The sequence below is a fragment of the Bacillus sp. TH19 genome, assembly GCF_016651075.1.
GTDB classification, from domain to species: domain Bacteria; phylum Bacillota; class Bacilli; order Bacillales; family Bacillaceae_G; genus Bacillus_A; species Bacillus_A mycoides.
Genome location: NZ_JAEKEO010000010.1, coordinates 1,325,255 through 1,348,990 on the forward strand (window position 1 = coordinate 1,325,255; position 23,736 = coordinate 1,348,990).

The 23,736-nt window shown below is 35.4% G+C and carries 24 protein-coding genes; 18 read left to right on the forward strand and 6 right to left on the reverse strand.

Annotated features, from left to right (window positions below):
• Positions 1-7 precede the first annotated feature (7 nt).
• The 11 genes from flhB (at position 8) to JFU54_RS24625 (ending at position 11,687) form a co-directional block, all read left to right on the forward strand.
• The gene (gene flhB / locus JFU54_RS24575; protein WP_151304683.1) at positions 8-1,054 is read left to right on the forward strand and encodes a flagellar type III secretion system protein FlhB; all 1,047 of its coding nucleotides are present in this window, start codon (positions 8-10) and stop codon (positions 1,052-1,054) included.
• Between the two features lie 23 nt (positions 1,055-1,077).
• The gene (gene flhA, locus JFU54_RS24580; protein WP_151304682.1) at positions 1,078-3,144 is read left to right on the forward strand and encodes a flagellar biosynthesis protein FlhA; all 2,067 of its coding nucleotides are present in this window, start codon (positions 1,078-1,080) and stop codon (positions 3,142-3,144) included.
• Positions 3,145-3,158: 14 nt separating this feature from the next.
• Positions 3,159-4,469: a flagellar biosynthesis GTPase FlhF gene (flhF, locus tag JFU54_RS24585; protein ID WP_201066687.1), complete on the forward strand. Its 1,311-nt coding sequence runs from the start codon at positions 3,159-3,161 to the stop codon at positions 4,467-4,469.
• Positions 4,470-4,512: 43 nt separating this feature from the next.
• Complete coding sequence (locus JFU54_RS24590; protein ID WP_201066689.1) at positions 4,513-5,316, forward strand: flagellar basal-body rod protein FlgG; 804 nt, start codon at positions 4,513-4,515, stop codon at positions 5,314-5,316.
• 808 nt (positions 5,317-6,124) lie between these two features.
• On the forward strand, positions 6,125-6,763 hold the full coding sequence (locus tag JFU54_RS24595) for an IS607 family transposase (protein WP_016103084.1): 639 nt from the start codon (positions 6,125-6,127) through the stop codon (positions 6,761-6,763).
• Positions 6,723-7,853, forward strand: a complete 1,131-nt coding sequence (locus tag JFU54_RS24600) for an RNA-guided endonuclease InsQ/TnpB family protein (protein ID WP_201066691.1) — start codon at positions 6,723-6,725, stop codon at positions 7,851-7,853. Before JFU54_RS24595 ends, JFU54_RS24600 begins: the two co-directional genes overlap by 41 nt.
• 268 nt (positions 7,854-8,121) lie before the next feature.
• Entirely contained in the window at positions 8,122-9,420 is a 1,299-nt protein-coding gene (locus JFU54_RS24605) for an NtaA/DmoA family FMN-dependent monooxygenase (protein ID WP_201066698.1), read from the forward strand.
• 177 nt (positions 9,421-9,597) lie between these two features.
• The gene (locus tag JFU54_RS24610; protein ID WP_088031615.1) at positions 9,598-10,434 is read left to right on the forward strand and encodes a TrmB family transcriptional regulator; all 837 of its coding nucleotides are present in this window, start codon (positions 9,598-9,600) and stop codon (positions 10,432-10,434) included.
• Complete coding sequence (locus tag JFU54_RS24615; RefSeq protein WP_201066700.1) at positions 10,424-11,152, forward strand: AzlC family ABC transporter permease; 729 nt, start codon at positions 10,424-10,426, stop codon at positions 11,150-11,152. The genes JFU54_RS24610 and JFU54_RS24615 overlap by 11 nt, the downstream gene beginning before the upstream one ends.
• A complete protein-coding gene (locus JFU54_RS24620; protein ID WP_002086437.1) occupies positions 11,143-11,454 on the forward strand; it encodes an AzlD domain-containing protein in 312 nt (103 codons plus the stop codon). Before JFU54_RS24615 ends, JFU54_RS24620 begins: the two co-directional genes overlap by 10 nt.
• Before the next feature lie 62 nt (positions 11,455-11,516).
• Positions 11,517-11,687, forward strand: a complete 171-nt coding sequence (locus JFU54_RS24625; protein WP_098776912.1) for a DUF3951 domain-containing protein — start codon at positions 11,517-11,519, stop codon at positions 11,685-11,687.
• 206 nt (positions 11,688-11,893) lie between these two features.
• Here JFU54_RS24625 and JFU54_RS24630 read toward each other — a convergent pair whose 3' ends face one another.
• The 5 genes from JFU54_RS24630 to JFU54_RS24650 all read right to left on the reverse strand — a co-directional run bounded on the left by JFU54_RS24630 (position 11,894) and on the right by JFU54_RS24650 (position 14,813).
• On the reverse strand, positions 11,894-12,217 hold the full coding sequence (locus JFU54_RS24630; protein WP_201066702.1) for a hypothetical protein: 324 nt from the start codon (positions 12,215-12,217) through the stop codon (positions 11,894-11,896).
• An 11-nt stretch (positions 12,218-12,228) separates the two neighbouring features.
• A complete protein-coding gene (locus JFU54_RS24635) occupies positions 12,229-12,822 on the reverse strand; it encodes a dienelactone hydrolase family protein (protein WP_193652662.1) in 594 nt (197 codons plus the stop codon).
• Positions 12,823-12,825: 3 nt separating this feature from the next.
• Positions 12,826-13,161: an antibiotic biosynthesis monooxygenase family protein gene (locus JFU54_RS24640; RefSeq protein WP_193652663.1), complete on the reverse strand. Its 336-nt coding sequence runs from the start codon at positions 13,159-13,161 to the stop codon at positions 12,826-12,828.
• Between the two features lie 191 nt (positions 13,162-13,352).
• Complete coding sequence (locus tag JFU54_RS24645) at positions 13,353-13,532, reverse strand: H-type small acid-soluble spore protein (RefSeq protein ID WP_001025736.1); 180 nt, start codon at positions 13,530-13,532, stop codon at positions 13,353-13,355.
• 66 nt (positions 13,533-13,598) lie between these two features.
• Complete coding sequence (locus JFU54_RS24650) at positions 13,599-14,813, reverse strand: helix-turn-helix domain-containing protein (RefSeq protein ID WP_201066704.1); 1,215 nt, start codon at positions 14,811-14,813, stop codon at positions 13,599-13,601.
• Between the two features lie 118 nt (positions 14,814-14,931).
• On the opposite strand from JFU54_RS24650, the gene JFU54_RS24655 reads away from it, so the two are divergent.
• The gene (locus JFU54_RS24655; protein ID WP_193652665.1) at positions 14,932-16,200 is read left to right on the forward strand and encodes an MFS transporter; all 1,269 of its coding nucleotides are present in this window, start codon (positions 14,932-14,934) and stop codon (positions 16,198-16,200) included.
• Positions 16,201-16,309: 109 nt separating this feature from the next.
• The gene (locus tag JFU54_RS24660; protein ID WP_002086429.1) at positions 16,310-16,834 is read left to right on the forward strand and encodes an outer membrane protein assembly factor BamD; all 525 of its coding nucleotides are present in this window, start codon (positions 16,310-16,312) and stop codon (positions 16,832-16,834) included.
• A gap of 40 nt (positions 16,835-16,874) precedes the next feature.
• On the opposite strand, the gene JFU54_RS24665 is transcribed toward JFU54_RS24660, so the two are convergent.
• Positions 16,875-17,768, reverse strand: a complete 894-nt coding sequence (locus JFU54_RS24665; RefSeq protein ID WP_201066706.1) for a LysR family transcriptional regulator — start codon at positions 17,766-17,768, stop codon at positions 16,875-16,877.
• A gap of 161 nt (positions 17,769-17,929) precedes the next feature.
• Here JFU54_RS24665 and JFU54_RS24670 point away from each other — a divergent pair, with 161 nt between their 5' ends.
• The 5 genes from JFU54_RS24670 to JFU54_RS24690 are packed head-to-tail and all read left to right on the forward strand — an operon-like array spanning position 17,930 to position 23,721.
• Positions 17,930-18,922, forward strand: coding sequence for an ABC transporter ATP-binding protein (locus tag JFU54_RS24670; RefSeq protein WP_098636146.1), 993 nt, complete (start codon positions 17,930-17,932; stop codon positions 18,920-18,922).
• Positions 18,900-19,925 (forward strand): ABC transporter substrate-binding protein, encoded by a 1,026-nt coding sequence (locus JFU54_RS24675; RefSeq protein WP_201066708.1) that lies wholly within the window; start codon positions 18,900-18,902, stop codon positions 19,923-19,925. Before JFU54_RS24670 ends, JFU54_RS24675 begins: the two co-directional genes overlap by 23 nt.
• A 12-nt stretch (positions 19,926-19,937) precedes the next feature.
• Complete coding sequence (locus JFU54_RS24680; protein ID WP_201066710.1) at positions 19,938-21,608, forward strand: ABC transporter permease; 1,671 nt, start codon at positions 19,938-19,940, stop codon at positions 21,606-21,608.
• Positions 21,605-22,867, forward strand: a complete 1,263-nt coding sequence (locus JFU54_RS24685) for an MBL fold metallo-hydrolase (RefSeq protein ID WP_201066712.1) — start codon at positions 21,605-21,607, stop codon at positions 22,865-22,867. Before JFU54_RS24680 ends, JFU54_RS24685 begins: the two co-directional genes overlap by 4 nt.
• 20 nt (positions 22,868-22,887) lie before the next feature.
• Positions 22,888-23,721: a hypothetical protein gene (locus JFU54_RS24690; RefSeq protein ID WP_201066714.1), complete on the forward strand. Its 834-nt coding sequence runs from the start codon at positions 22,888-22,890 to the stop codon at positions 23,719-23,721.
• Positions 23,722-23,736 lie beyond the last annotated feature (15 nt).

Sequence of the window (23,736 nt, forward strand, 5' to 3'; positions counted from 1 at the left end):
GACGCGCATGGCAAAGGATAATAAAACAGAAAAGGCCACCCCGCAGAAGCGTAAAAAATCGCGTGAAGAAGGGAATATCGCCCGGAGTAAAGATTTAAATAATTTATTTTCCATTCTTGTATTAGCAGTTGTCGTTTACTTCTTCGGAGATTGGCTCGGTTTTGAGATTGCGAATTCCGTAGCGGTGCTGTTTGATCAAATTGGAAAAAATACAGATTCGACCGAGTATTTTTATTTAATGGGCATATTACTTCTGAAAGTATCAGCTCCTATATTAATACTCGTATACGCTTTTCATTTATTCAATTATATGATTCAAGTCGGTTTCTTATTTTCTTCTAAAGTACTTAAGCCGAAAGCATCACGTATTAATCCGAAAAACTATTTTACGAGATTGTTTAGTCGTAAAAGTTTAGTAGATATTTTGAAATCACTGTTTTATATGGGATTAATCGGTTACGTTTCGTACGTTCTCTTTAAAAAGAATTTAGAGAAGATTGTTAGTATGATTGGATTTAACTGGACAGCGTCACTTACTGAAATTATTAGCCAAATTAAATTTATCTTTTTAGCCATTTTAATTATTTTAATCATTCTTTCTATTATTGATTTCATTTATCAAAAATGGGAGTACGAACAAGATATTAAGATGAAAAAAGAAGAAGTGAAAAGGGAGCATAAAGATAATGAAGGGGACCCGCAAGTAAAGGGGAAACGAAAAAACTTTATGCATGCTATCTTGCAAGGGACAATCGCGAAGAAGATGGATGGTGCAACGTTTATTGTGAACAACCCGACGCATATTTCAGTGGTGCTTCGTTACAATAAACAAGTTGATGCGGCGCCTATTGTCGTTGCAAAAGGGGAAGATGAGCTCGCATTATATATACGAACGCTTGCCCGTGAACAAGAAATACCAATGGTGGAAAACCGTCCGCTCGCTCGTTCTTTATATTATCAAGTCGAGGAAGATGAGACGATTCCAGAAGATTTATATGTAGCTGTAATTGAAGTTATGCGCTATTTAATTCAAACGAAAGAACTTGAAGTATAATAGCGCGTTTGGAGGGGATCTCTTTGTTTAAGATGGATTCTGCAAGAACCTATTTTTCTATCTTTTTAGCAGCGTCATTCGTTGTGGCGCTCTTAATTCCACTTCCACCATTTATACTTGATATCGTTATCGTTTTTCTACTAAGTATGTCAGTGCTTATTTATATGCGAGCTACAAGTATTAACGAGTGGGATGAATTAAAGTCATTTCCGACGATGTTGTTATTAATCGGGATTTTTCGCGTATCGATTAACGTTTCGACGACGCGAGCGATTTTAACAGACGGAAATGCAGGTCATGTTATTGAAGAGTTCGGCCAGTTCGTAATTGGCGGGAACTTATTAATTGGTATCGTTATTTTTATAGTTTTAATCATATTCCAGTTTATCGTTGCAAACGGTGCGTCTCGTACAGCTGAAGTAGCAGCTCGTTTTACACTTGATTCTTTACCAGGGAAACAAATGTCTATCGATGCTGACTTGAATCAGCGTCTTATTACAGAAAAAGATGCACAGGCGAAACGAAAAAAATTAAATATGGAAACAGAGTTTTATGGAGCGATGGATGGTGCCGGAAAGTTCATTAAAGGGGACGTTATTTTCGGGATTGTCATTTTATTCGTAAACATTATTTTCGGTTTAATTGTCGGTATGATGCAGCAAGGAATGAGCTTTGCAGATGCGGCTATTCACTATACACAGTTAACTGTCGGTGACGGAATTGTAAACCAAATCGGTTCGTTAATGCTTGCGATTTCAACAGGTATTATCGTAACGCGTGTATTTGACGGTTCAGCAGATACAGTAACTGAAGGAATCTTTAAAGAGTTATTAGCGCATGAAGTTGTTGTATATGCGCTCGGTGGTTTATTTATCGCAATGGGTGTTTTTACACCGTTACCATTTCTACCATTTGCTCTCGTTGGTGGAACAATTATCTTCTTAGGAATTCGCAATAAAAAGCGAATAAAGAAAGAAAAAGAAGACGAGCTTCAAAAAGAATTAGAAATGATTCAAGGCGATGAAGAGCAACTGCAACAAGTGGAAGATTCATTCGGAGTCTTTACAGATAAATATCCAATTATTGTAGAGCTTGGTTTAGATTTAGCGGCACTTGTAAAGCAGAAGATAAACGGGGAAACAGCGCGTGATAAAGTTGTTCTTATGAGGAAGTCGATTATTACCGACCTCGGTATTAACGTTCCTGGAATTAACTTTAAAGATAATACGAGTTTTAGACCGCGCGGACGTTACATTATTCGTATTAAAGGTGCGAAAGCTGCTGAAGGTGTTTTAAAATCAGGTTATTTACTAGCACTGAAAACACCGAATGTAATGGCGGATTTAGATGCAGAACCAGCGAAAGATCCAATTTTCGGTGAAGATGGATATTGGATTTTGGAGCATATGGTACAAGATGCACAAATGAAAGGTTATCAAGTGTTAGAGCCGCTTAGCATATTAATTACGCATTTAGATGTTGTCGTTAGACGTAACCTTCACGAGTTAATTCAGCGTCAGCATGTGAAAGACTTGATTAACTCGCTTGAAACTGATAATGGCGTTTTATTAGAAGAGATTAAGAAGAAAGAAATTGATTTATCACTCGTTCAAAATGTTATTAAACAACTGCTGAAAGAAGGAATTTCAATCCGGGATTTACCGACAATTATTGAAGGTATTATTGACGGGAAAGAAATTTATCAAAACCATGTTGATGGTGTCACTGCATTTGTTCGTGAATGTATTTCAAAAGTTATTTGTGAGAGTGCGAAAAATCCTGATGGAAAAATTTATGCAGCACTTTTCGCTGATTCGCTTGAGTTAGATGCAGATGTTGTTAATAATTCATACCAAGGTTATTTATTAAACTGGGATTTAGATTTAGAAACGCGTGTAGTAGAACAAGTACAGCGCGTTTTCAAACAAGCTCGTTTAATGGGACGAGAGCCAGTATTATTAACGCGTAGAAAAGATTTCAGGTTTGCTATTGTGAGACTTCTTGAACGTTATCAAATAGAAGCTAAAGTATTATGTATTAGTGAATTGGCACCAGAAATTGTTGTAGATCAAATTGCTTATATTGAATAGTAGGAGGTGAAGTAATGGAAAGTACAGAAAAAAAAGAAGCGTTAATGCGAATAAAAGCAGCTTCGAAAAATGAATTGTATCGAAAATTATTTGACCAATATGGTACAGATTATTACTACGTTGTCGATGAAAGTGTAAAACGAAATATCCCGTTTTTTTGGAAAAAGAATTATGAAATGTTAGTCGCTTTTCCTGAAGGTAAACAGGATGAAAATAGCGAAGGAACAACTCAATTTCATGAGCAATTAATGGATGTTGTAGGTGAACCTTCCGAAGAAACCGTGAAGGTGAATGGAATTCAATCTGTCTTGCACAATTTAGAAAACGTAACGACTTCTATGTCATACGCAGCGATGCAATCAGGGAATAGTGAAGAATGGGCAAGAAAAAAAGAGAAACTATTACAACTGTTTGAAAAGGGTATTGTCGTTGTGAAACATACAGAAGAGACGAAAGTAGCTAAAAAACAGCCTGTTGTGAAACAAGCTATTTCTGTAAAGAAAGAAGAAGTAGTTGTTAAAAAAGAAAAGCAGGAATCTGTGCCATTTATTATTCAAAAAGTAATTCGGATGTTAGAACAAAACGATGTGGAACAATATTTCATTCATGCATATGCTGAAAAATTAAAAGTGAAGTTTGAGAATGCAACGATGATTACAGAAGAAGAAGTCATCGGATACATATTGGAAGATATGAGATCTCATTTTAATACTGAAAACGTATTTGAGAAAGAGGTACAAACAATTGCATTAATCGGTCCAACTGGCGTTGGAAAAACGACGACACTTGCGAAAATGGCATGGCAGTTTCACGCTAAGAGAAAAACAGTTGGTTTTATTACGACAGACCACTCTCGCATTGGAACAGTGCAGCAATTACAAGATTACGTAAAAACAATTGGGTCAGAAGTAATCGCTGTGCGAGATGAAGCAGCTATGACAAGGGCACTCAGTTATTTTAAAGAAGAAGCGCGCGTCGATTATATATTAATAGATACAGCCGGTAAAAATTATCGTACGTCAGAGACAGTTGAAGAGATGATTGAGACGATGGGACAAGTAGAGCCAGACTATATTTGTTTAACGTTATCAGCTTCCATGAAAAGTAAAGACATGATTGAAATTATTACGAACTTTAAAGATATTCATATAGATGGTATCGTGTTTACGAAATTTGATGAAACAGCGAGCAGCGGTGAATTGTTGAAAATTCCAGCTGTATCATCAGCTCCAATTGTATTAATGACAGATGGACAAGACGTGAAGCAACATATACATATCGCTACAGCTGAACATTTAGCAAAACAAATGTTACAAACATCGTAAGAAAAGAGGTGAAGAATAAGGCACTTGCCTTATTCAAACGAGTATGAACGGTCTTTATATAGGTTCTATGGGTATGATGAATTACATGCAGCATATTAATGTTCATTCGAATAACGTCGCAAATGCCCAAACGACAGGATTTAAAGCAGAAAACATGACGTCTAAAGTATTTGATGTGCAAGACACATATCGCCGCGGAGACGGAGCTACGACAAATATCGGTTCGGTCGATTACGCTGTCGTACCAGCTGCGACGCATGTGAACTTAGTACAAGGAAATGTACAAATTACAAATAGTGCTACAGATTTCTTTTTAGACGACGGTGCGGCTGGCACATCATCATTTTTCGTTACATCTAAAAATGATGAAACATTTTTAACGAGAGACGGTAGTTTTACATTAAATAGTGATCGTTATTTACAAACATCTGCAGGTGCTTATGTTATGGATGTAAATAATGAACGTATTCGTATTCCTGAAAATGTTGATTTCTTCGTATCTAATAATGGAGAAATTTATAGAGAAATTAACGAAGGAACGCTGCAAGATCCAGATATTAAGAGAATAGTAATTGCACAATTGCAAACGAAAACAGTAGACGCAGAAGCGAACGCTCGCCTCATGCAACGTGAAAATAAAAGTTTTACACTAGCAGAAGGTAACCTCGCTGATTTACCGAATGGAACAGGGGCAGTACGTAATCATATGCTAGAAAATTCAAATGTGGATATGACGAAAGAAATGGCTGACCTTATGACGAATCAAAAAATGATTCAAGCATCGCAGCGCATCATGACTTCGTTTGATAAAATTTATGAAAAAGAAGCGAATGAAATATTGAGATAAAGTGAAACTTTAATCAGTGGGGGCATCCCCCACTGATTATTAGCCTTCACCAATCGGGCATTTACGGGCAGTTATTCCCCGCCTAACTTCTGGTTTTGAGCTAGGAGCCGTACTGCCCGTTAATGCGGGATAAAGGACTTCCCATTAGTGGGAGTCTTTTTTTGTTGCTTTTATTTCAGTAACATCATAAAATGATAATGATTATTAATATCATTATCATTATTGTTATTCTTTAAAAAGAATGGACGTTGTGATTGTATCAGTCTTTGGTTAACTAGGTGAATTAAAATAAGGGTAATTAACTGTTACGATTTATTTAACCAATTATAACTAAAGGTAATTAAATATATCAGTAAGCCCTGCTAGTCAAGTGATTGGCTAGTAGTGAGGGTTAACTGCGGGCAATCCCTAAAGCTGATGGAACTACAGCGTGGCTAGAAATAGCGAGCGCGAATGTCGCGAAAGCAGAAAAAATCAATCAGATCGTGCAAGGTTAAATCCTAAACACTAGAACAATGGGTCTTCCGCCTCGAATCATCTAAGTCAAAATTGATAAGATGAACGTTCAACGACTATCTCGTATAACTGACGAGAGTACATCACAAGCCTATGGTGGTGGAAAAATCCTCTATCTCTAAGTAGATAAACATATAGTCTGCGCTCATGTGAAAACATGAGAAGTTCATAAGAGAACTGGCTAAGGAATTGCGCCCTTAGTTGAACGAGATAAATTTAATTAAATCTATCAAACTTCATTGAATCTATCGAATGTATGTACTATTGCGGATTCAATGAGGTGAGAATAATAATGAAATTTTTACGAGTTAGTCAAGTATCAGAATTAACAGGTTTGCATCCGAGTAGTCTCAGGAGAATGCACCAAAGTGGTGAATTAGTGCCTGAAAAGATTACTGCTGGCAAAACACGCTATTATTCAGAAGAACAAATCATTCATTATCTAAAAGGTGAGCGACCGAATAACCGCATCATAATTGGCTATTGTAGAGTTAGTTCTTCGAGTCAAAAAAATGACCTAGAAAGACAAGTCGATAGAATGAAGCAATATCTCATCGCACGAGGTTATCAATTTGAAATTATTGAAGATATTGGCTCTGGGATCAATTATAAGAAAAAAGGCTTTAACAAGTTAATGGAACGCATTGAGAACAATGAGGTTGAAAAAGTTGTTATCATGCACAAAGATAGGCTTGTGAGGTTCGGTTATGAGTTGGTTGAAAAGATCTGTCAACTACACGGAACAGCGATTGAAGTAATTGACAATACTGCTAAAACAGAAGAACAGGAGGTCGTAGAAGACCTTGTTCAAATCATTACAGTATTTAGTTGTAAACTTCAAGGCAAGCGCTCTAAAAAGACTAAACAGATAATCAAGGAGTTGACTTCTGATGATATTGGCGAAGAAAGTCAGACTGATTCCAACGCCTGAACAAGAAAAAGTGCTGAGAAACCATGCTGGTGCTGCAAGATTCGCTTATAACTATTGTAAAAGAATGAGTGATAGATACTATAAGCTATTTGGAAAATCTGTTTCACAGCTAGCTTTACAGAAACGATTTACAAAGATCAAGAAGCGAAAGAGATATGAGTGGTTAAAAGACATCAATGCACAAGTTCCCAAACAGGCTTCAAAAGATTTTGACAAGGCGAGGAAACATTCGTTCAAAAAGTACAAAAATGGTTATCACACTTCTTATAAATCCAAAAAAGATGTAATTCAAGGATTTTATGCCAATTATGAAAGACTGATTATAGGAAAGAAAGTAGTTGATATTCAGTCCATTGGAGAAGTGAAAACAAGCCAACAACTACCCAGAAACAAAAAACCATCAAATCCAAGAGTTACCTTTGATGGTCGTCACTGGTGGATTAGTGTAGGGTTCGAAGAATCCTTTGAAGCACAAGAATTAACCGATGAGTCGATTGGTGTGGATGTTGGTTTAAAAGAGCTGTTTGTGGCTTCTAATGGTACGAAAGAACGAAATATAAACAAAGATGCCAAGGTTAAAAAACTTTTGAAAAGGAAAAAGTCAGCGCAAAGAGATATGTCTAGGAGATTTACAAAAGGTGTAAAAATTCAATCCGCAGGATATGAAAAAGCAAAAACCGAACACCTTCGGTTGTCTAGGAAAATTACGAATATCCGAAATAACCATATCCATCAAGCGACAGCTAAATTGGTGAAAACCAAACCAATGAGGATTGTTGTGGAAGACTTCCCTATCTCAAACCTGTTAAAAAACAAAAAACTATCGAAAGCATTTTCATTTCAAAAATTAAACTTCTTCTTTCAATGTTTATCATACAAATGCGAGAAGTATGGCATTGAGTATGTAAAAGCTGATAAATGGTTCGCCTCAAGCAAGATTTGCTCATGTTGTGGCGTTAAATACGACCATTCAGTTCAACCAGAAGGACAGTGGAGTTTAAAAATACGTGAGTGGTGTTGTGTTGGGTGCAATAGCCATCACGATAGGGATTTGAATGCTTCGATAAATTTATCAAGATGGGTAAAATAAATGCTTGATAATAGGAGGTAACGATACTACCTCGTGTGGAGTGTTATACCCCTCGTCCCTTCGGGGTTGCGAGAACACGATGAAGCACTAACTTGTGTAAATTTGATATAAATGCTTGATAATAGGAGGTAACGATACTACCTCGTGTGGAGTGTTATACCCCTCGTCCCTTCGGGGTTGCGAGAACACGATGAAGCACTAACTTGTGTAAATTTGATTGAATTGTATAGATTTAGTTAAGTTTATCGTATCGGGAAGGTGTGTACATATGTCTACAAAAAAACAGCTTTGCATTGGACTATGTTTGATTTCTAGAAAGAAAGAACAAGAGAATGAGTTTGATTCGGGAATTGATGAGCAAGTAGAGTTAGCGAAGCTGGCAGAGAAGGCTAAGTTAGATTTTGTTTTTAAAGCGGATTATTTAGTGGCACATCCAGATTTAATTGCACGTAATAAGGGGAATGTAATTTTAGATCCGACACTATTGTTTACTGCTATTGCTTATGCAACAGAAAAGATTGGAGTCGTTACGACCGCTTCAACATCATTTTATCCACCATATATACTAGCGAGGCAACTACAATCTTTAAATTGGATTAGTAACGGCCGAGTAGGTTGGAACATTGTCACATCAATTGATGGTGCTGAAAACTTTGGTGAGACAGGGATGCAACCATCTGAGGAACGATACGCGAAAGCGGCAGAATGTACAGAGTTAGTAAGAAAACTTTGGAGGAGTCATCCTTATGAAGTTTTGAAAGAAGACAACGCAGATGTAATTAGAGAGATGGTACAGCCAATTGAGCATCGTGGTGAGCATTTTGAGGTGAAAGGTCCACTTAATATCCCGCAACATATTTCTGGGGAAATGCCTTTATTTCAAGCGGGTGCTTCAGAGTCTGGCCGGAATTTCGCTGCTTCTGTTGCGGATGCAATTTTCGCCGCGATGCCAGATGTAGAATCAGGAATCGAACTTCGCCAAGATTTAAGAAGAAGAGCAGAAAAGCATGGCCGAAAGCAAGAGGATATACGTGTATTGCCTGGTTTATATTTCTTTATTGGCGATTCATATGAAGAAGCACTAGAAATGCACAGGCAAGCTCATCAACACCTTACAAAAGAGAAGAGGTACGCTTTACTCGAAATGGTTCTCGGATTAGACGTTAGAGGGATGCCATTAGAAAGTAAGGTTACTGAACATATGCTACCAAGTAGAAATCAAGCTGTACGTAGTAAAACGCATGCCCAATTATTACGGAATTTCATCATAAAAAATGAACCAACTGTTGAGCAAATACTAGAACGACCAGAAGTTGTTGGTTCTGCTCATTGGGTCGCTATAGGCACACCACAAGATGTTTGTAAGCAAATTATGGAAAGATTTGAAGCAGGGGCACTAGATGGATTTATTGCAATTCCAGGGGGACCTCCAAAATCATTGGATTTATTCTTTAGTGAAGTCATTCCTTTATTCGTGAGAGCAGGTGTATTTAGAGAAGAGTATACAGGTTCGACCTTACGTGAGCATTTGGAGGGTAATATATCAAATGCTCTACAGTTGAAATAATTCATTATGCACAAAAAGCCTTTCAAAAGAAGGCTTTTTATTTCGAATAAAAATTCGGAATTGTCAGTTGACTTGTAGAGGCTTCTTTTTTATATTAGTAGGTATAGCAATAACTACTAATGGAAAGTGAAATCGTAGTTTTGAAATTAGAGCTATATAAATTGTGAGGGGTTACCGATGGATGAAATAATAAAGGAGTTACAAAAGTTAGGTTTTTCCCAGTATGAATGTAAAGCGTATATTGGTTTATTAAAACATTCCCCAGTAACAGGTTATGAAGTTAGTAAACAAACAGGAGTACCCCGTTCAATGATTTATGAAGTACTTGGCAAGTTGATGGATAAAGGTGCAGTACATTTAGTTCCTTCTGAACCAGTGAAATATGTACCAGTGCCAGCTACGGAATTAATGGATCGAATGCGAAAAGATTTCGAGAAATCATTTGAATTTTTAGACCGAAAATTAAATTGTTTAGAACAAGAGCGACAAATTGATGTAATTTCGCATATTCGCTCAAATGATCGTGTTTTGAAAGAAATATGCAATATAATTAATAGAGCAAAAGAAGAGTTATGGATTTCTGTATGGGAGGATCAAGTGCACGAGATTGAGCCATTCATTCATCAAAAGGAAGCGGAAGGCGTACATATTTTTTCAATTTTATTTGGTGCTCCAGAAACAAAAATAGGAGCGACATTTCACCATAATTATATGACACCTCACGTCGTTGAAAAGAGAATGGGTGGTCATTTAACTGTTATCGCGCGTGATGGGGAAGAAGTATTAATTGCTAATTTTTCAAATGATAGCACTTCATGGGCCGTTACAACGTATGATCCAGCTTTAGTTCTCGTCGCTACAGAATATGTTCGGCACGACATTATGGTGGAGGAGATTACGAAGGAGTTTGGAGCTGATAAATTAGATACATTATGGCGTGAAAACATAGATTTAGTTCATGTCGTAACAGGAAAACGTACTATGGAAGAAATGGAGGGAGATAATGGTGAATAAAGCTCAAGCACATATGACACTGCAGAGCGATGATTCATTTCAGCAAGGTGTAAAGGATTGTTTACCAACTGTATTTGGATATTTGAGCATCGGTATAGCGGCTGGTGTTATTGCGAAAACAGCAGGTTTCTCGATCATAGAAATTGCTTTTATGTCCACATTAATTTACGCAGGTTCTGCTCAGTTTATATTAGCAGGTATGTATGCAGCGGGTGCCACAGCCTCGGCAATTATTTTTACTGTGTTCTTTGTTAATTTACGTCACTTATTAATGAGTGCTGCACTCGCACCTTACTTTACCAAGATACCTCTTTTTAAAAATTTAATAATTGGTTCGCAAATTACAGATGAAACTTTCGGCGTTGCAGTGCAACAAGCAGCACAAAAAGGCCATTTAGGCGAGAAATGGATGATGGGACTTAATGTAACAGCATATTTAAATTGGATTTTAGCTACAGTTCTCGGAGGGCTTTTTGGAGAGTGGATACCAGATCCTCATACGTACGGAATGGATTATGCGTTACCAGCGATGTTTATCGGATTATTTGTACTTCAGCTAATAAGTAGTAAACCGAAACTAGCCATTCATCTAAGTGTTGCAATTGTAGCGATTATTATCGCATACGTTTCACACTTATTTATGCCAGATAGTATAGCAGTTATTATCGCAACACTTTTAGCTGCGACAATCGGGGTGGTGATTGAAAAATGGAAGTAAGATTGGACGTATTATTCCTTTTACTAGCAGCCGGAGCTGTCACACTCGTACCACGTATTTTACCTCTTCTCGTATTTAGTAAACTACAAATTCCAGACTGGGGTTTAAAATGGTTAAATTACATACCAATTGCGATATTAGCAGCACTTTTAGCACAAGTATTATTTATGCATGAGACAGTGCAGTGGGATTATATCATTGCGGCAATCCCAACATTCTTCGTAGCGATATATACTCGTAGTTTATTAGGAACAGTATTAACAGGAGTCATTGTAATTATTTTGTTACGTTTATTTTTCTAAAAAGGATTCAGCTCATATAATAGCGAAAGGTGTAATAACATGAAATATATAGGGGTGGTGTTATGATACTTTTAACGATAGGCGCTATTTTATTAACGGTATTCATTTTCTTTATTATCGGTTTTATTACGTTTATGATGGTGGTCGATAAGGCGACACCACAAATTTACTACACACCTTGTGAATCAGGAACAGTGAAATCTAAAGGTAAACATAGAAGGAAGAAAAGTTGATGTTGGGCTTTTCTTCCTTCTATGTTTACATTTCTGAAAGAACTAACAACAATAATCCAAATAGAAAACTAATAAAGTGAAACTTTAATCAGTGGGGGTATCCCCCACTGATTATTAGCTGAACCAATCGGGCGTTTACGGGCAGTTAATCTCTCACCTAACTTCTTTGCTTCAGCCGAATTTTGAGGTGGGAGTTTTACTGCCCGTTAATGCGGGATAAAAGAAAGAAAACCGATAGATATGGAAAAAACACGATTGTTTTTCCATTCGCGTGTGAAAACGATTAAACCTAAAACGCAAAGGAAAAACCAAATGGGTAGGAATATAAATCGACTAACTTTCTCAGGTAGTAATGAATAAAAATTTGTTAAATATAATATCCAATTCGTAAAAAATAGAGCACATACGATGAATGATTGTAAGTATGGTCGGTTTAGAAAAGTTCCTTTTTTAACCGTCATAAAAATGAGAGCTAATGCTGAAATGAAAGGAATTATTATGAATATGAGTAATAGTAATGTTAGTGGCATATGAAACTCCTTTACAACATAGTTTTCATAAGAAACGAATCTATTATTTTGTATACTTGCGTTGTAGATTGTTCGTTATATGTTACTGCGGATGGATTTGAAAATCCATGTTCGCCATGTAGTTGTTTTATTTCTAATAGAGGATTCCTTTGTTGCTGCAATGCTTTCATTAAAGAGGATACTGAAAAACTAGCTTCTTGTTCAGGGAAAATAAGTAATGTAGCACATGTAGGTTTAATGTGAACATAGTCACGTATACGGGAACCGTAACATCCAATGATAAAATCTATTGTTGGATTGTTACTACAGAGCCAAGCGATGGTAGCCCCAACACTAAAGCCGATAAGTCCTATATGCGTGTAATCATTTGAAAGGGTAGAAATTACCTCATTAATTTGTTCTTTCCCATAATCAAATCCAATATGATTCATAAAATATTGATATGCTTTTTCTTCATCACTATAATGAAATGAATTTTGTAGTTGTAAAAGGTTAGGACAGAATACATCTATATGAGATGTATTGAAGTGGTCAATAACACGATGCATATGATCGTTCACACCGTATATTTCATGAATAGCAACGAGAGCCAATTTTTTCTTCATAAGTTACAAGGTATCTCTATGAAACTTATATTCTTTCTCAACAAGGCAGATACGCAGGTGGAAGTTTTCATACCATTGCTCACGGCCTCTTTTTTTCGCTTCTTTATGTAAGGCGTTCTGTTTCCAATTTTCAATTGCCGCAAGTGATTCCCAATAAGAAATTGTGATTCCGAGTCCCGAATGATCTCGTGTACTTTCTACACCTAGAAATCCAGGTTGCTGTTTCGCAAGTTCCTCCATTTTTTCGGAAACGGTACTATAGTCTGTTGTATCATTTGATAGATTAGAAGTGAATATAACCGCATAATAAGGGCTAGTTTTTTGTGGATTAGTTCCCATTATCTTTCCTCCTTAACATATATGGTACGAATGTTCAGTTCATAGTTTGTATTGTAGCACGTAATAACAAGAAAAGAAGCAGGAAGCTTCTTTTCTTGTTCAGGTGCTGAAAAACAGGGGTGAGAAGGAATATACAAATTAAGTGATACAAAGTAAGAAAAATGCCACTTCAAAAAAAGAAGTGGCATTTTTTATATTTCCTCTAAGCTATTAACTGGAACTGTTAATTCGCGTTTTGGATTTGTTACTTCATATATGCGGGCGGTTTCGTTGCTTTCGTCAACGTGTTGAATCATAACAGGCATGCCTTGAAAACTGACATTGGCTTCTTCAGATGACTCGGAAAGCTCTTTTGCGCGTTGTATATTCATTTATATTCCTCCCATCATTATTATCTTTGCAAAAAAGGGGGAATAATATACCATTTCGAGACATTTTTAAAGTTTTTGTATTATTTGTAATGTTTCTTTAATAAATGAAGAGAAGATGGAATCAGGATAGTCATCTATCGCTTGAACTGCTTCTTTTGCTTCTTTCAGAGCAGATTTTTTATCTTGAAGTTCTATATAGCAAAGAGCACGATAAGATCCAGCTGTTAATAACCACGATTGATCAAGTGGATGACTCATATAATCCGGTATGATAGCACGCTCTAATACTTCTAAAGCTTCCTCGTAACGTTTTAAACCATACAAATATTTTCCTTTTTCAAGATAATACAATCCATCGTCTTGAAAAATTGGTTCATCTTTTAGTTTTTCTCGAAATTGTTCTAAATGTTCTAATGCGATTGTATATTCATTCGTAATTGTATTGTAGTAATAAGCTTTTAATATATCTATATTTGCAGCGGATAAAGTATCTTCTGTAAAAATGGCAAATTGCTCAGATTTTTTTATGTAATATAAATATCTTTCTTTATCCGCCGTAATGATTTTTTGATAAGATAAAATACGATAAAAATCATCTGTTTTATAATACACTTGATGTTTTTTGGAAAAGGCAAGTGCATCTAAGATGACTCTTTCACATTTTTCATAATTGCCATATGCGAGTAAAATAATTGCTTCTTTTAAGTATAACTGTATATGTGTAATAAGATCCATTTCTAAATTCTTCGTTTTATATTCATCACGAATAATGGTAATCATCTGTAAACATTCTTTATATTTTTTACGCTTGAAGAGCATATAGTAAAACAGTAGTTTCGTTTCAGTGCTTTCTCGATATAAAGTATATTTTTCAAATATAGAAATAGCGGTTTCGACGTAATATTCAATATTATAATCGTTCATAATAGCTGCTCCAGTTATGAACTGTTTATATATACGAGCCGTATTTAAAGTAGAAGGTAGCTCTTTTTGAACGATAGGTAGTAAAGTATCATATACTTTATCGCATTTATTTGTCTTTATTAGTTCCTCCATTTTTTGAATGAGTTCTACAATTTCTCCATCATCTTCTTCTAGTAAAAAACTCATTTCACATCCAAGTTTATTAGCGATGTATTGTAATGTTTTCATGGAAGGTGTAGCTTTTCCATTTTCAATTTGACTTAGCATACTTTTTGTCAGTTCTGAACCTGCTAGCTCAGTTTGAGTAAACTTTTTTTCTTTTCGTAACGTTTTAATTTTTTCGCCTAGAGTAGCCATCATGTGCTCCTTTATAATTAAAAAAGTTAAATACAATTAAACTTTTTGTTGTAAAAATTGGAAAGTTGATTATATAATAAGTTTAACACAATTTAACTTTCAAGGGGAGAGTGTCATAATGGGGAATGTAAGTATAGATCAAAATGATTGGAAAATAAAGATTGCAACGAGAAATATTATTTTAATGATGATTGGAAAGATGACGTCTTTACTAGGAGCAGGTATTTATACGTTTGCAATGGGGTTATACGTATTAAAGACAACTGGTTCAGGGATGGGATTTGCAACTACACTTATTTGCGGGTCAATACCAAGAATGATATGTGGACCGATTGCAGGTGCTGTAGCTGACCGTGTCAATCGAAAATGGCTTGTCATTGGTACAGATTTATTAAGTAGTTTAACGATGCTTATTATGTTTATTCTTGCGACTACCTTTGGACCATCACTTCTGTTTATTTATGTATCAGCGGCATTATTATCAATTTGTGCAAGTTTTTATTCTGTTTCATTAACTTCGTCTATTCCTAATTTAGTAGATGAGGAGCGTATTCAAAAAGCGAGTGCTTTGAACCAGACGGCAGCATCTTTATCGAATATTTTAGCACCGATTATTGGTGGAGTTGTATTTGGTTTCTTTTCAATTAAATCTTTTTTCCTGCTAAATAGCATTACATTCTTTTTAGCAGTAATCGTACAATTATTTATCGTATTTGATTTATATAAAAAAGAAATGGCTGAAAGTAAAGAGCATTTCTTGACGAGTATAAAAGAAGGTTTTTCATATGTAAAACGACAGCATGAAATATATGGTTTAATGAAAATTGCAGTAGGGGTAAACTTTTTTGCGAGTGCACTTTTCGTTTCACTTCCGTATATTATTGTTCAAAATTTACATTTATCCTCGAAGCAACTCGGTGTTGTAGAGGGAATGTTAGCGGTCGGGATGCTAATTGGTGCGATTGCTTTATCAGTGCGTAAAGAAGTGAATAATCCGTTTCGTTCTATTTATATTGGGCTGTTTTTATTTGCGGGTTTGAGTTTATGTACAGTCTTCCCGTTGTTAGTTACCATTCCGAAAGTAGCAAGTTTTATTTACTATATGGTTTTTATGATGTTAACTGGTATGTCAATGATGATCGTAAATATCCCGATGCAAGTACATATGCAAAAGACGACAGATCCAAGCTATTTAGGACGTGTATTCGGTCTACTTGAAACAATTTCTACTGCAATCGCACCGCTTGGAATGATTGTATATGGATTATTATTAGATATGTTACCGACTAGCATTGTTATGATGACATTAGGTGGAGGATTATTGTTAGTTGTATTAGTTGGAGTAAAGCAGCATATGGCGAAAAAACAAGTGGATGTATCGGTTTAAAAGAAAATTTTAACAATATAAAAATGACCATATTAGTATTTTAGTTTTTGAAACTCCTTTTCATGTATGTTACAGTAAAGTGAGCAGGCAAAGAAAAGGAGAAAACATCATGAGAAAATTAAGTTTTGTAATGCTTTTTCTGTTAGTCGTAATGACTGGATGTAGTAATTATGACACGTATATTGAAACAGGTATGCAATCATTGAAAAATGAAAAATATAGTGATGCGATTATGTGGTTTGAAAAAGCGGAAAAAGAGAAATCAGGAAATGAAGCGAAGGCATATAAAGAAGTCGCTCAATTACTAGATCGCGGTGCGACAGCATTAAAAGACGGTAAGTATTTAGAAACGAAAGATATTGCAAATGAAGTGTTACAAAAGAAAAAAGATGATGCACTTGAAAAAGCTGTGACATCAAATGCAGAGAATATGCTTCAAAAAGCAAAAGATGTGGAAGAGAAAGTAAATGAAAGAGTAGCGAAACGAAAAAAGGTAAATGAAGAAGGAATCGATAAATTAATTAAAGCTGTTGATAGTATAGATGATGTAAAAGAAAAAGAGAAAAAAGTTTCAGAAGCATTAGATAAGGCTGAAGAGGCACAAGCGAAAATTGAGGATAAGAAAAACAAATAGAGTTATAGTTTAAAAGGCTGTCGTGTATAACGACAGCCTTTTAATTTTTTTCTGCAAAAGAAGTAATGCTATGTAGTAAAAAAGAAATTATTTTAGAATTCCATCTGTCCTCATGATGAATGGTATAAATATTACGCTGAAATTCAAAATCAGGGATCGGTATATAGCATAGCTCATTTCGTTGTACTTCTTGCTCAATAGCAAGTTTTGAAATAAAGGCAACCCCATTACCATATTTTAAAATTTGTTTCATCGTTTCTAATGAATCTAGTTCAATTTCTGATTGGAATGTAATGTTATGTTCTAACGTCCATTGTGTAAGTAAATCTCTCGTTGTAGATGGATTACGATGCAATAATATACGTTCTTTTTCGATATCTTGTAATGATACATTTGTTCTTTTAGAAAGATGATGTTCTTTGGAAAAGGCAAGAACAAGTGTATCAGGCATTACATTCATTTGTTTTAGAAGTGGTTCGTCAAACGGTGCCGCAGAAATTACCCCGAGATCAATTTCATGATTTTGTAGCATCGTTCGAATTTCAGGAGCTGTTTTTACTATGAGTGTTATTTTTATATTTGGAAATTCGCATTGAAATTGGTGAACAACTTCTGGTAAAAGATAAGTCGCTGGTACATAACTAGCACCAATTGTTATAGCGCCTTTATTAAAATCTTTAAACTCTTGTGTGACCCGCCTAGCTTCTTTCATAAGTGCATCTATTTTACAAGCATAATGATGCAACGCCTCACCAGCTTCTGTTAAGAAATACCTTCCAGAACGTAATTCAAATAAAGGTACACCAAGTTCCACTTCTAAGCTTTTTATATGAAACGTAATAGTAGGTTGTTTAACACCAAGTTTTTCTGCAACGATAGTAAGCTTTTTGTATTTCTTAATAAGCACTACAATTTCTAATTTTAAGAGATTCATGATAAGTTGGCCCCTTTTTCTTCTAACTATAGAAAAAATCTATAGAAATAAATAGTTTATTAGAGATTTTTTAATTTAATCTTTACAGTACATTAACATTCAGTATAAAACTTCCAGATAGAATGAAAGCAGGTTAAGAATGAGGGGAGAGAGGTGAAACGATGGATATTAAAATTCATGGATTAGAAAAGGCATTTGGGAAAACACAGGCGTTAAAGCCGTTACAGATTGTAATGAAAAAAGGGGAATTCACCACACTTTTAGGACCTTCAGGATGCGGGAAAACGACTTTACTTAGAATGATTGCAGGGCTTGAGGAACCGGATAAAGGTGAAATATATTTTGGAGATAAGTGCATGTATTCTTCTGCTAAAAAGATAAAAACATCTCCTCATGAGCGGAATATCGGCATGGTATTTCAAGATTTTGCTTTATGGCCGCATATGACTGTATTTGAAAATGTTGCATTTGGTTTAAGGGCTACAAAGCAAACGAATCACTTAAGAGAAAAGGTAGAAGATGCGATAAAGCGAGTTCGTTTGCAAGGTATGGAGAAAAGATATCCGCATGAACTCTCAGGTGGACAGCAGCAACGTGTCGCATTTGCTAGAGCAATTGTAACGAAACCTCATTTTATTTTGTTCGATGAACCGTTAAGTGCACTCGATGCAATTTTGCGAGAAGAAATGCGATTAGAACTTATGGACATCGTTCATTCAATTGGTTTAACGGCATTGTATGTAACACATGATCAAACAGAAGCTATGTCAATGTCAGACCAAATTATTGTCATGAAGCAGGGTGAAGTATTACAAAAAGGAACACCAGAAGACATTTATGTGAAACCGTCTCATGAATTTGTTGCAAAATTTGTTGGTAAGGCAAATTGGCTTGTAGAGGGGAAAAAAATGATTCGTCCAGAGCATGTGAGCTGGACAAAAAATGACTTATGCGAAATGTATACAGGTGAAGTTCAGCACGTTACATATGTAGGAGAACGTTATGAAGTGAAAGTAAACATGGGGACACTCGGTGTATGGACAGCTTATTACAATAGTAAGCTAAGCGTTGGTAAACCGGTATCGTTATATGTACCAAAAAAATGTATTCATCATATAGGGGGAGAATCGTATGAAGAAATTCAGTTCGCTTAAGTCTTTATTTGTATGTACTTTACTATTTTCTGCTGTAGTAACAGGTTGTAGCTCAAAGACAGGCAGTGTAGATGCAAAAAATAAAAACGCTAATGAAAAGAAAATTGTTGTATATAGTGCAGGACCAAAAGGATTAGCAGAAAAAATTCAAAAGGACTTTGAAAAGAAAACAGGGATAAAAGTAGAAATGTTTCAAGGAACAACAGGTAAGATTTTAGCAAGAATGGAGGCTGAAAAGAAAAATCCAGTCGTTGACGTTGTCGTACTTGCTTCTTTACCAGCGATGGAAGGATTAAAAAAAGATGGGCAAACGTTAGCTTATAAAGAAGCAAAACAAGCTGATAAGCTTCGTTCTGAATGGTCGGATGATAAAGGACATTATTTTGGATATAGTGCTTCAGCATTAGGAATTGTGTATAACACAAAAAATGTGAAGACAGCACCTGAAGATTGGAGCGATATAACGAAAGGAGAATGGAAAGGGAAAGTGAATCTTCCAGATCCAGCACTTTCAGGTTCAGCTTTAGACTTTGTAACAGGATATGTGAAAAAGAATGGACAAGATGGATGGAATTTATTTGAACAGCTTAAGAAAAATGAAGTTACAGTAGCTGGGGCAAACCAAGAAGCGTTAGACCCAGTTGTAACAGGTGCGAAAGATATGGTAATTGCGGGTGTTGACTATATGACGTACAGTGCAAAAGCAAAGGGTGAACCGGTTGATATCGTATATCCAAAAAGCGGAACAGTCATTAGTCCACGTGTAGCAGGCATTATGAAGGATAGTAAAAATGTAGAAGGTGCAAAAGAGTTTATTGATTATTTATTATCAGATGATGTGCAAAAACAAGTTTCTAAAGCGTATTTGTTGCCAGGTAGAAAAGATATAAAAGCTGAAAATAGACCGAATGTAGAAGAGATTCCAGTATTAAATATTGATTGGAAAACAGTTGAGAAAGAACAAGATGAAATAGCAAAACAATTTAAGAAAGTATTTCAATAAGATGGTGATTACATGGTAAATCGATTCGTATCAGTAAGACAAGTTGGAATGACAGTAGCGTTGTTACTTGTGGCGATGTTAATCGTCATTCCGCTTTTTCTCATTTTATTTTCTAGTGTATATGAAAATAGCAGTTGGAATTTTTTAAAGCCTTTTGAAGTCATGCAGAGTGGTGGATTAGCTGGGATTTTTCTAAATTCGATGCTTCTAGGTGTACTCGTTGTAATAGGAGCTACAATATTTGCGTTTCCATTGGCGTTCATTATGAGTAAAACAGATGTAGGAAAGTATAGTAAGTTAGATATTGTTTTTATGATACCATTTATGACCCCACCCTATATCGGATCGATGGGATGGATTTTGTTCATGCAACCTAACGGTTATTTTGAACAATTTTTTCCGGCTTTAAAGCCGATTTCATCATCGTTTTTTAGTTTAGGCGGTATGGTTTTAATTATGAGTCTGCACTTATTCCCATTCCTTTACTTCATGTTGAAAAACACGTTACTTCAGATTGGGAGTAGTAAAGAAGAAGCTGCAGCAGTTCATGGTGGAAGTTTTTTCTATCGTTTAAGAAAAATAATACTACCGTTATTGTTATCAAGTTATGTAATGGGTGCTTTACTCATTTTCGTAAAGACGATTGCTGAATTTGGAACACCAGCTACATTCGGACGTAGAATAGGATTCCATGTGTTAACATCTGAGATTCATAAATTTATCTCTAGTTGGCCGATTGATTTTGGCAGTGCCACAGCATTATCTTCTTTATTACTTAGTGCGTGTATGCTCATTTGGTATATGCAAAATGTATTGAATCGAAAGTATACATATGCAATGGTTAGTGGAAAAGGTGTGAAATCTAAAAGGTATACTTTGTCTATATTTGCGCGCGTTATAGCATGGGTTTATGTAATTGGCTTACTAATAGTAGCAATTGGAATCCCATACTTTTCTATACTTATTGCTTCTTTGTCGAAGTTAAGAGGCGGTGGCTTACATTTTAATAACTTTACAACAAGCCATTATGAAGCATTATTTACAATTGGTTCTCCGGGATTAGAAGCTTTATGGAACAGTTTTCTTTTTTCACTCGTAACGGCGATTGTTGCTGTAATTATTGGCGTATTTTTGGCGCTTATGATTCGAAAGGGGAAAAAGTCCTCTGAAAAATGGCTTGATATGTGCGGCATGTTACCGAATATGGTACCAGGAATAGTGATGGTTGTAGGGCTTATTTTATTTTGGAATTCACCCTATATGCCTATGTCAATTTACAATACACCAGTCATGGTTATCGTAACGTATGTTGTTCTCTTTTTACCTTATACGGTGCAGTATGTAAAAGCATCGCTCGGACAAATTGATGATTCTCTTGTACAGGCAGGAAGTATTTTTTCTGGGAATTATATTTATATTTTCAGAAAAATAATATTGCCGCTTATTATTCCAGGAATTCTTGCTGGATGGGCGATGACATTTACGATTTCGATAAGAGAGTTAGTAGCATCGCTTCTCATACTACCTCCATCAGTAGAAACGTCAGCCACGTTTATTTTTGCTCAATTTGAACAAGGAGAAGTATCTATAGGAATGGCAATGGCTGTTGTTTCTGTTGGGCTTACAACAATGTGCTTATTACTTCTGCAACATATGGAGCAAAAACGAAAAGGGGTAGTATGATGAGGATGGAAGTATGGGGAGGAGCGGGAGAATACGGTCGTTCCTGCTATTTTGTAAAAAATAAAGAGACAAAAATAGTATTTGATTGTGGTATTAATCGATCATATGAGGATAGTTATCCTAAAATAGAAAGAGAAGTTGTTCCATTTTTGGATGCAGTATTTTTATCACATATTCATGAAGACCATACGATGGGTTTACCTTTATTGACGAAGTATGGATATAAGAAAAAAATTTGGACGACTCGTTATACGAAGGAGCAACTTCCAGCTTATTTTGAAAAATGGGGAAACTACAATCTTTCAAAAGGGTGGAATTTACCTTATAACGATCAAAATATTAAAGATCTAAATTATGTATGTATTGATGAGATTAGTAATCCAAATGAATGGATACAGATTACACCAACGTTGCGGTTTCAATGGGGGTATAGTGGGCATGTATTAGGAGCTGTTTGGTTTTTAGTGGATATGTGTAATACATACGTATTTTATTCTGGTGATTATTCAGCAGAATCTAATATACTACGAGCTAATTTACCTGAAGATTTGCGAAGCGATATAAAAATTGCAATTGTAGATGCCGCTTATCACACTGATGATGTTTCACAAAAGGAACGAGTAGACGAATTATGTGCAGAAATTGAACGAGTTGCTCAAAATAAAGGAACGGCATTACTACCACTGCCCTCACTTGGTAGGGCGCAAGATATAGTATTGTATTTATATGAACGATATAAAGAGTTTCCGCTTATAGTAGATAAAGAAATTTTTGCTGGATTTGAAGAGATGTTCGTATATAAAGATTGGTTAAAAAATAATGAAAAACTTGAACGGGTTGTGGAGGGTTTAAAAAGAAACATAATAGTTATGGATAAGGACATTTGTATGCAAAATAGTTACGGAATAGTTGTAATGAGTGATGCGAATATGCAAACGAAACGAGCACAGTTGTATTATGAACAACTTCGGCATAAAGAACGAAATTCCATTATCTTTACTGGACATATTGCTAAAGGAAGTTTTGCAGAAAAAGTTTTGAAGGAACGTGTAGGTAAAGAATGTAGGGTGAAGCGAGTTCCATATAAAGTTCATCAAAGTATAAGTGACGTTAAGGAAATGTTAAATACACTATTACCAGAACATACGGTGTTAGTACATGCTTTGAAAGAGGATACGGATCGATTGCAGGAAAAGCTTAGCATAGCAGGATATGAAAATGTGTATTCACTTGCAATGGAATGTGTAGAAGTCATATAAAATGTAAAGGAGATTGGTATATGAAAAAAGTATTTGTATTCGTAAGTATTTTCTTTTGTTGTTTCCTTTATAACGTTAAGGAAGGGTTTGCTGCTAGTCCAATGAAACCTAGCTTTGAAGTGAAGTTATTATTAAAGCCAGAACAAGTATTAGGTTATAACAAAGAGGTGAATCAAGAGGTACTAGAACATTTTCAGGCGGGTACAAATTATGAAAGAATACAGGTGCAATTTTTAGATACGGCAAATAAAAATTTAAGTAATGAAGGTTGGTTTGCGAGAATTCGAAAGAAAGAATTTAGTAAAGATTTTGAGCTAACATATAAAAAAAGATATCCTATTCAAAATGGTGTAATTCAAGAAGCACTAGAAGTGGCTAAAAAGGATGGATTTGATAGTAAAACTGATAATTATGAGGCGGAAATAGATTGGGGATTTGAGAAGAAAACGTTAAGTATTTCAAATAAGAAAAGTTACAGTGCTAAAGGATATGGAGTACTTGATTTACCAAACGAACGAGTTGCTCAAAACATGTTAATAGAAAAGTTGCCAGGGAAAATGAACAAATGGTTGTATACGAATTGGGGAGAAGAAATGCTCAAGAATTCTCGTATTTATGGTCCTGTATTAATGAAAAGGTATACAGGTGAATTTGAAAATATTAAAACGAATATTGAAGTTTGGCCACTAAGTAATACCGGGAAGATAGAAGATGACTTCGTAATAGAAGTGTCGTTTAAAACAAATGAGGAAAGTATCGCGACAAAACAAAGAGAATTATTAATGGCGAGTATAGAGAAAAAAGGATGGTTGTTACCGAAAGATAGTTTGAAGACAGAGCTTATTTTTCAGTAAATAGGAAAGAAGGAA

Bases quoted from the DNA above. Each gene is read 5' to 3' on its own strand.
- JFU54_RS24595 (WP_016103084.1), top strand. From the start codon at position 6,125: ATGAAATTTTTACGAGTTAGTCAAGTATCAGAATTAACAGGTTTGCAT.
- JFU54_RS24610 (WP_088031615.1), top strand. From the start codon at position 9,598: ATGGATGAAATAATAAAGGAGTTACAAAAGTTAGGTTTTTCCCAGTAT.
- JFU54_RS24690 (WP_201066714.1), top strand. From the start codon at position 22,888: ATGAAAAAAGTATTTGTATTCGTAAGTATTTTCTTTTGTTGTTTCCTT.
- JFU54_RS24630 (WP_201066702.1), bottom strand. From the start codon at position 12,217: ATGCCACTAACATTACTATTACTCATATTCATAATAATTCCTTTCATT.
- JFU54_RS24620 (WP_002086437.1), top strand. From the start codon at position 11,143: ATGGAAGTAAGATTGGACGTATTATTCCTTTTACTAGCAGCCGGAGCT.
- JFU54_RS24680 (WP_201066710.1), top strand. From the start codon at position 19,938: ATGGTAAATCGATTCGTATCAGTAAGACAAGTTGGAATGACAGTAGCG.
- JFU54_RS24625 (WP_098776912.1), top strand. From the start codon at position 11,517: ATGATACTTTTAACGATAGGCGCTATTTTATTAACGGTATTCATTTTC.
- JFU54_RS24590 (WP_201066689.1), top strand. From the start codon at position 4,513: ATGAACGGTCTTTATATAGGTTCTATGGGTATGATGAATTACATGCAG.
- JFU54_RS24635 (WP_193652662.1), bottom strand. From the start codon at position 12,822: ATGAAGAAAAAATTGGCTCTCGTTGCTATTCATGAAATATACGGTGTG.
- JFU54_RS24650 (WP_201066704.1), bottom strand. From the start codon at position 14,813: ATGGCTACTCTAGGCGAAAAAATTAAAACGTTACGAAAAGAAAAAAAG.
- JFU54_RS24645 (WP_001025736.1), bottom strand. From the start codon at position 13,532: ATGAATATACAACGCGCAAAAGAGCTTTCCGAGTCATCTGAAGAAGCC.
- JFU54_RS24605 (WP_201066698.1), top strand. From the start codon at position 8,122: ATGTCTACAAAAAAACAGCTTTGCATTGGACTATGTTTGATTTCTAGA.
- JFU54_RS24600 (WP_201066691.1), top strand. From the start codon at position 6,723: ATGATATTGGCGAAGAAAGTCAGACTGATTCCAACGCCTGAACAAGAA.
- JFU54_RS24655 (WP_193652665.1), top strand. From the start codon at position 14,932: ATGGGGAATGTAAGTATAGATCAAAATGATTGGAAAATAAAGATTGCA.
- JFU54_RS24670 (WP_098636146.1), top strand. From the start codon at position 17,930: ATGGATATTAAAATTCATGGATTAGAAAAGGCATTTGGGAAAACACAG.
- flhF (WP_201066687.1), top strand. From the start codon at position 3,159: ATGGAAAGTACAGAAAAAAAAGAAGCGTTAATGCGAATAAAAGCAGCT.
- JFU54_RS24665 (WP_201066706.1), bottom strand. From the start codon at position 17,768: ATGAATCTCTTAAAATTAGAAATTGTAGTGCTTATTAAGAAATACAAA.
- flhB (WP_151304683.1), top strand. From the start codon at position 8: ATGGCAAAGGATAATAAAACAGAAAAGGCCACCCCGCAGAAGCGTAAA.
- JFU54_RS24640 (WP_193652663.1), bottom strand. From the start codon at position 13,161: ATGGGAACTAATCCACAAAAAACTAGCCCTTATTATGCGGTTATATTC.
- JFU54_RS24685 (WP_201066712.1), top strand. From the start codon at position 21,605: ATGATGAGGATGGAAGTATGGGGAGGAGCGGGAGAATACGGTCGTTCC.
- JFU54_RS24660 (WP_002086429.1), top strand. From the start codon at position 16,310: ATGAGAAAATTAAGTTTTGTAATGCTTTTTCTGTTAGTCGTAATGACT.
- JFU54_RS24675 (WP_201066708.1), top strand. From the start codon at position 18,900: ATGAAGAAATTCAGTTCGCTTAAGTCTTTATTTGTATGTACTTTACTA.
- JFU54_RS24615 (WP_201066700.1), top strand. From the start codon at position 10,424: ATGGTGAATAAAGCTCAAGCACATATGACACTGCAGAGCGATGATTCA.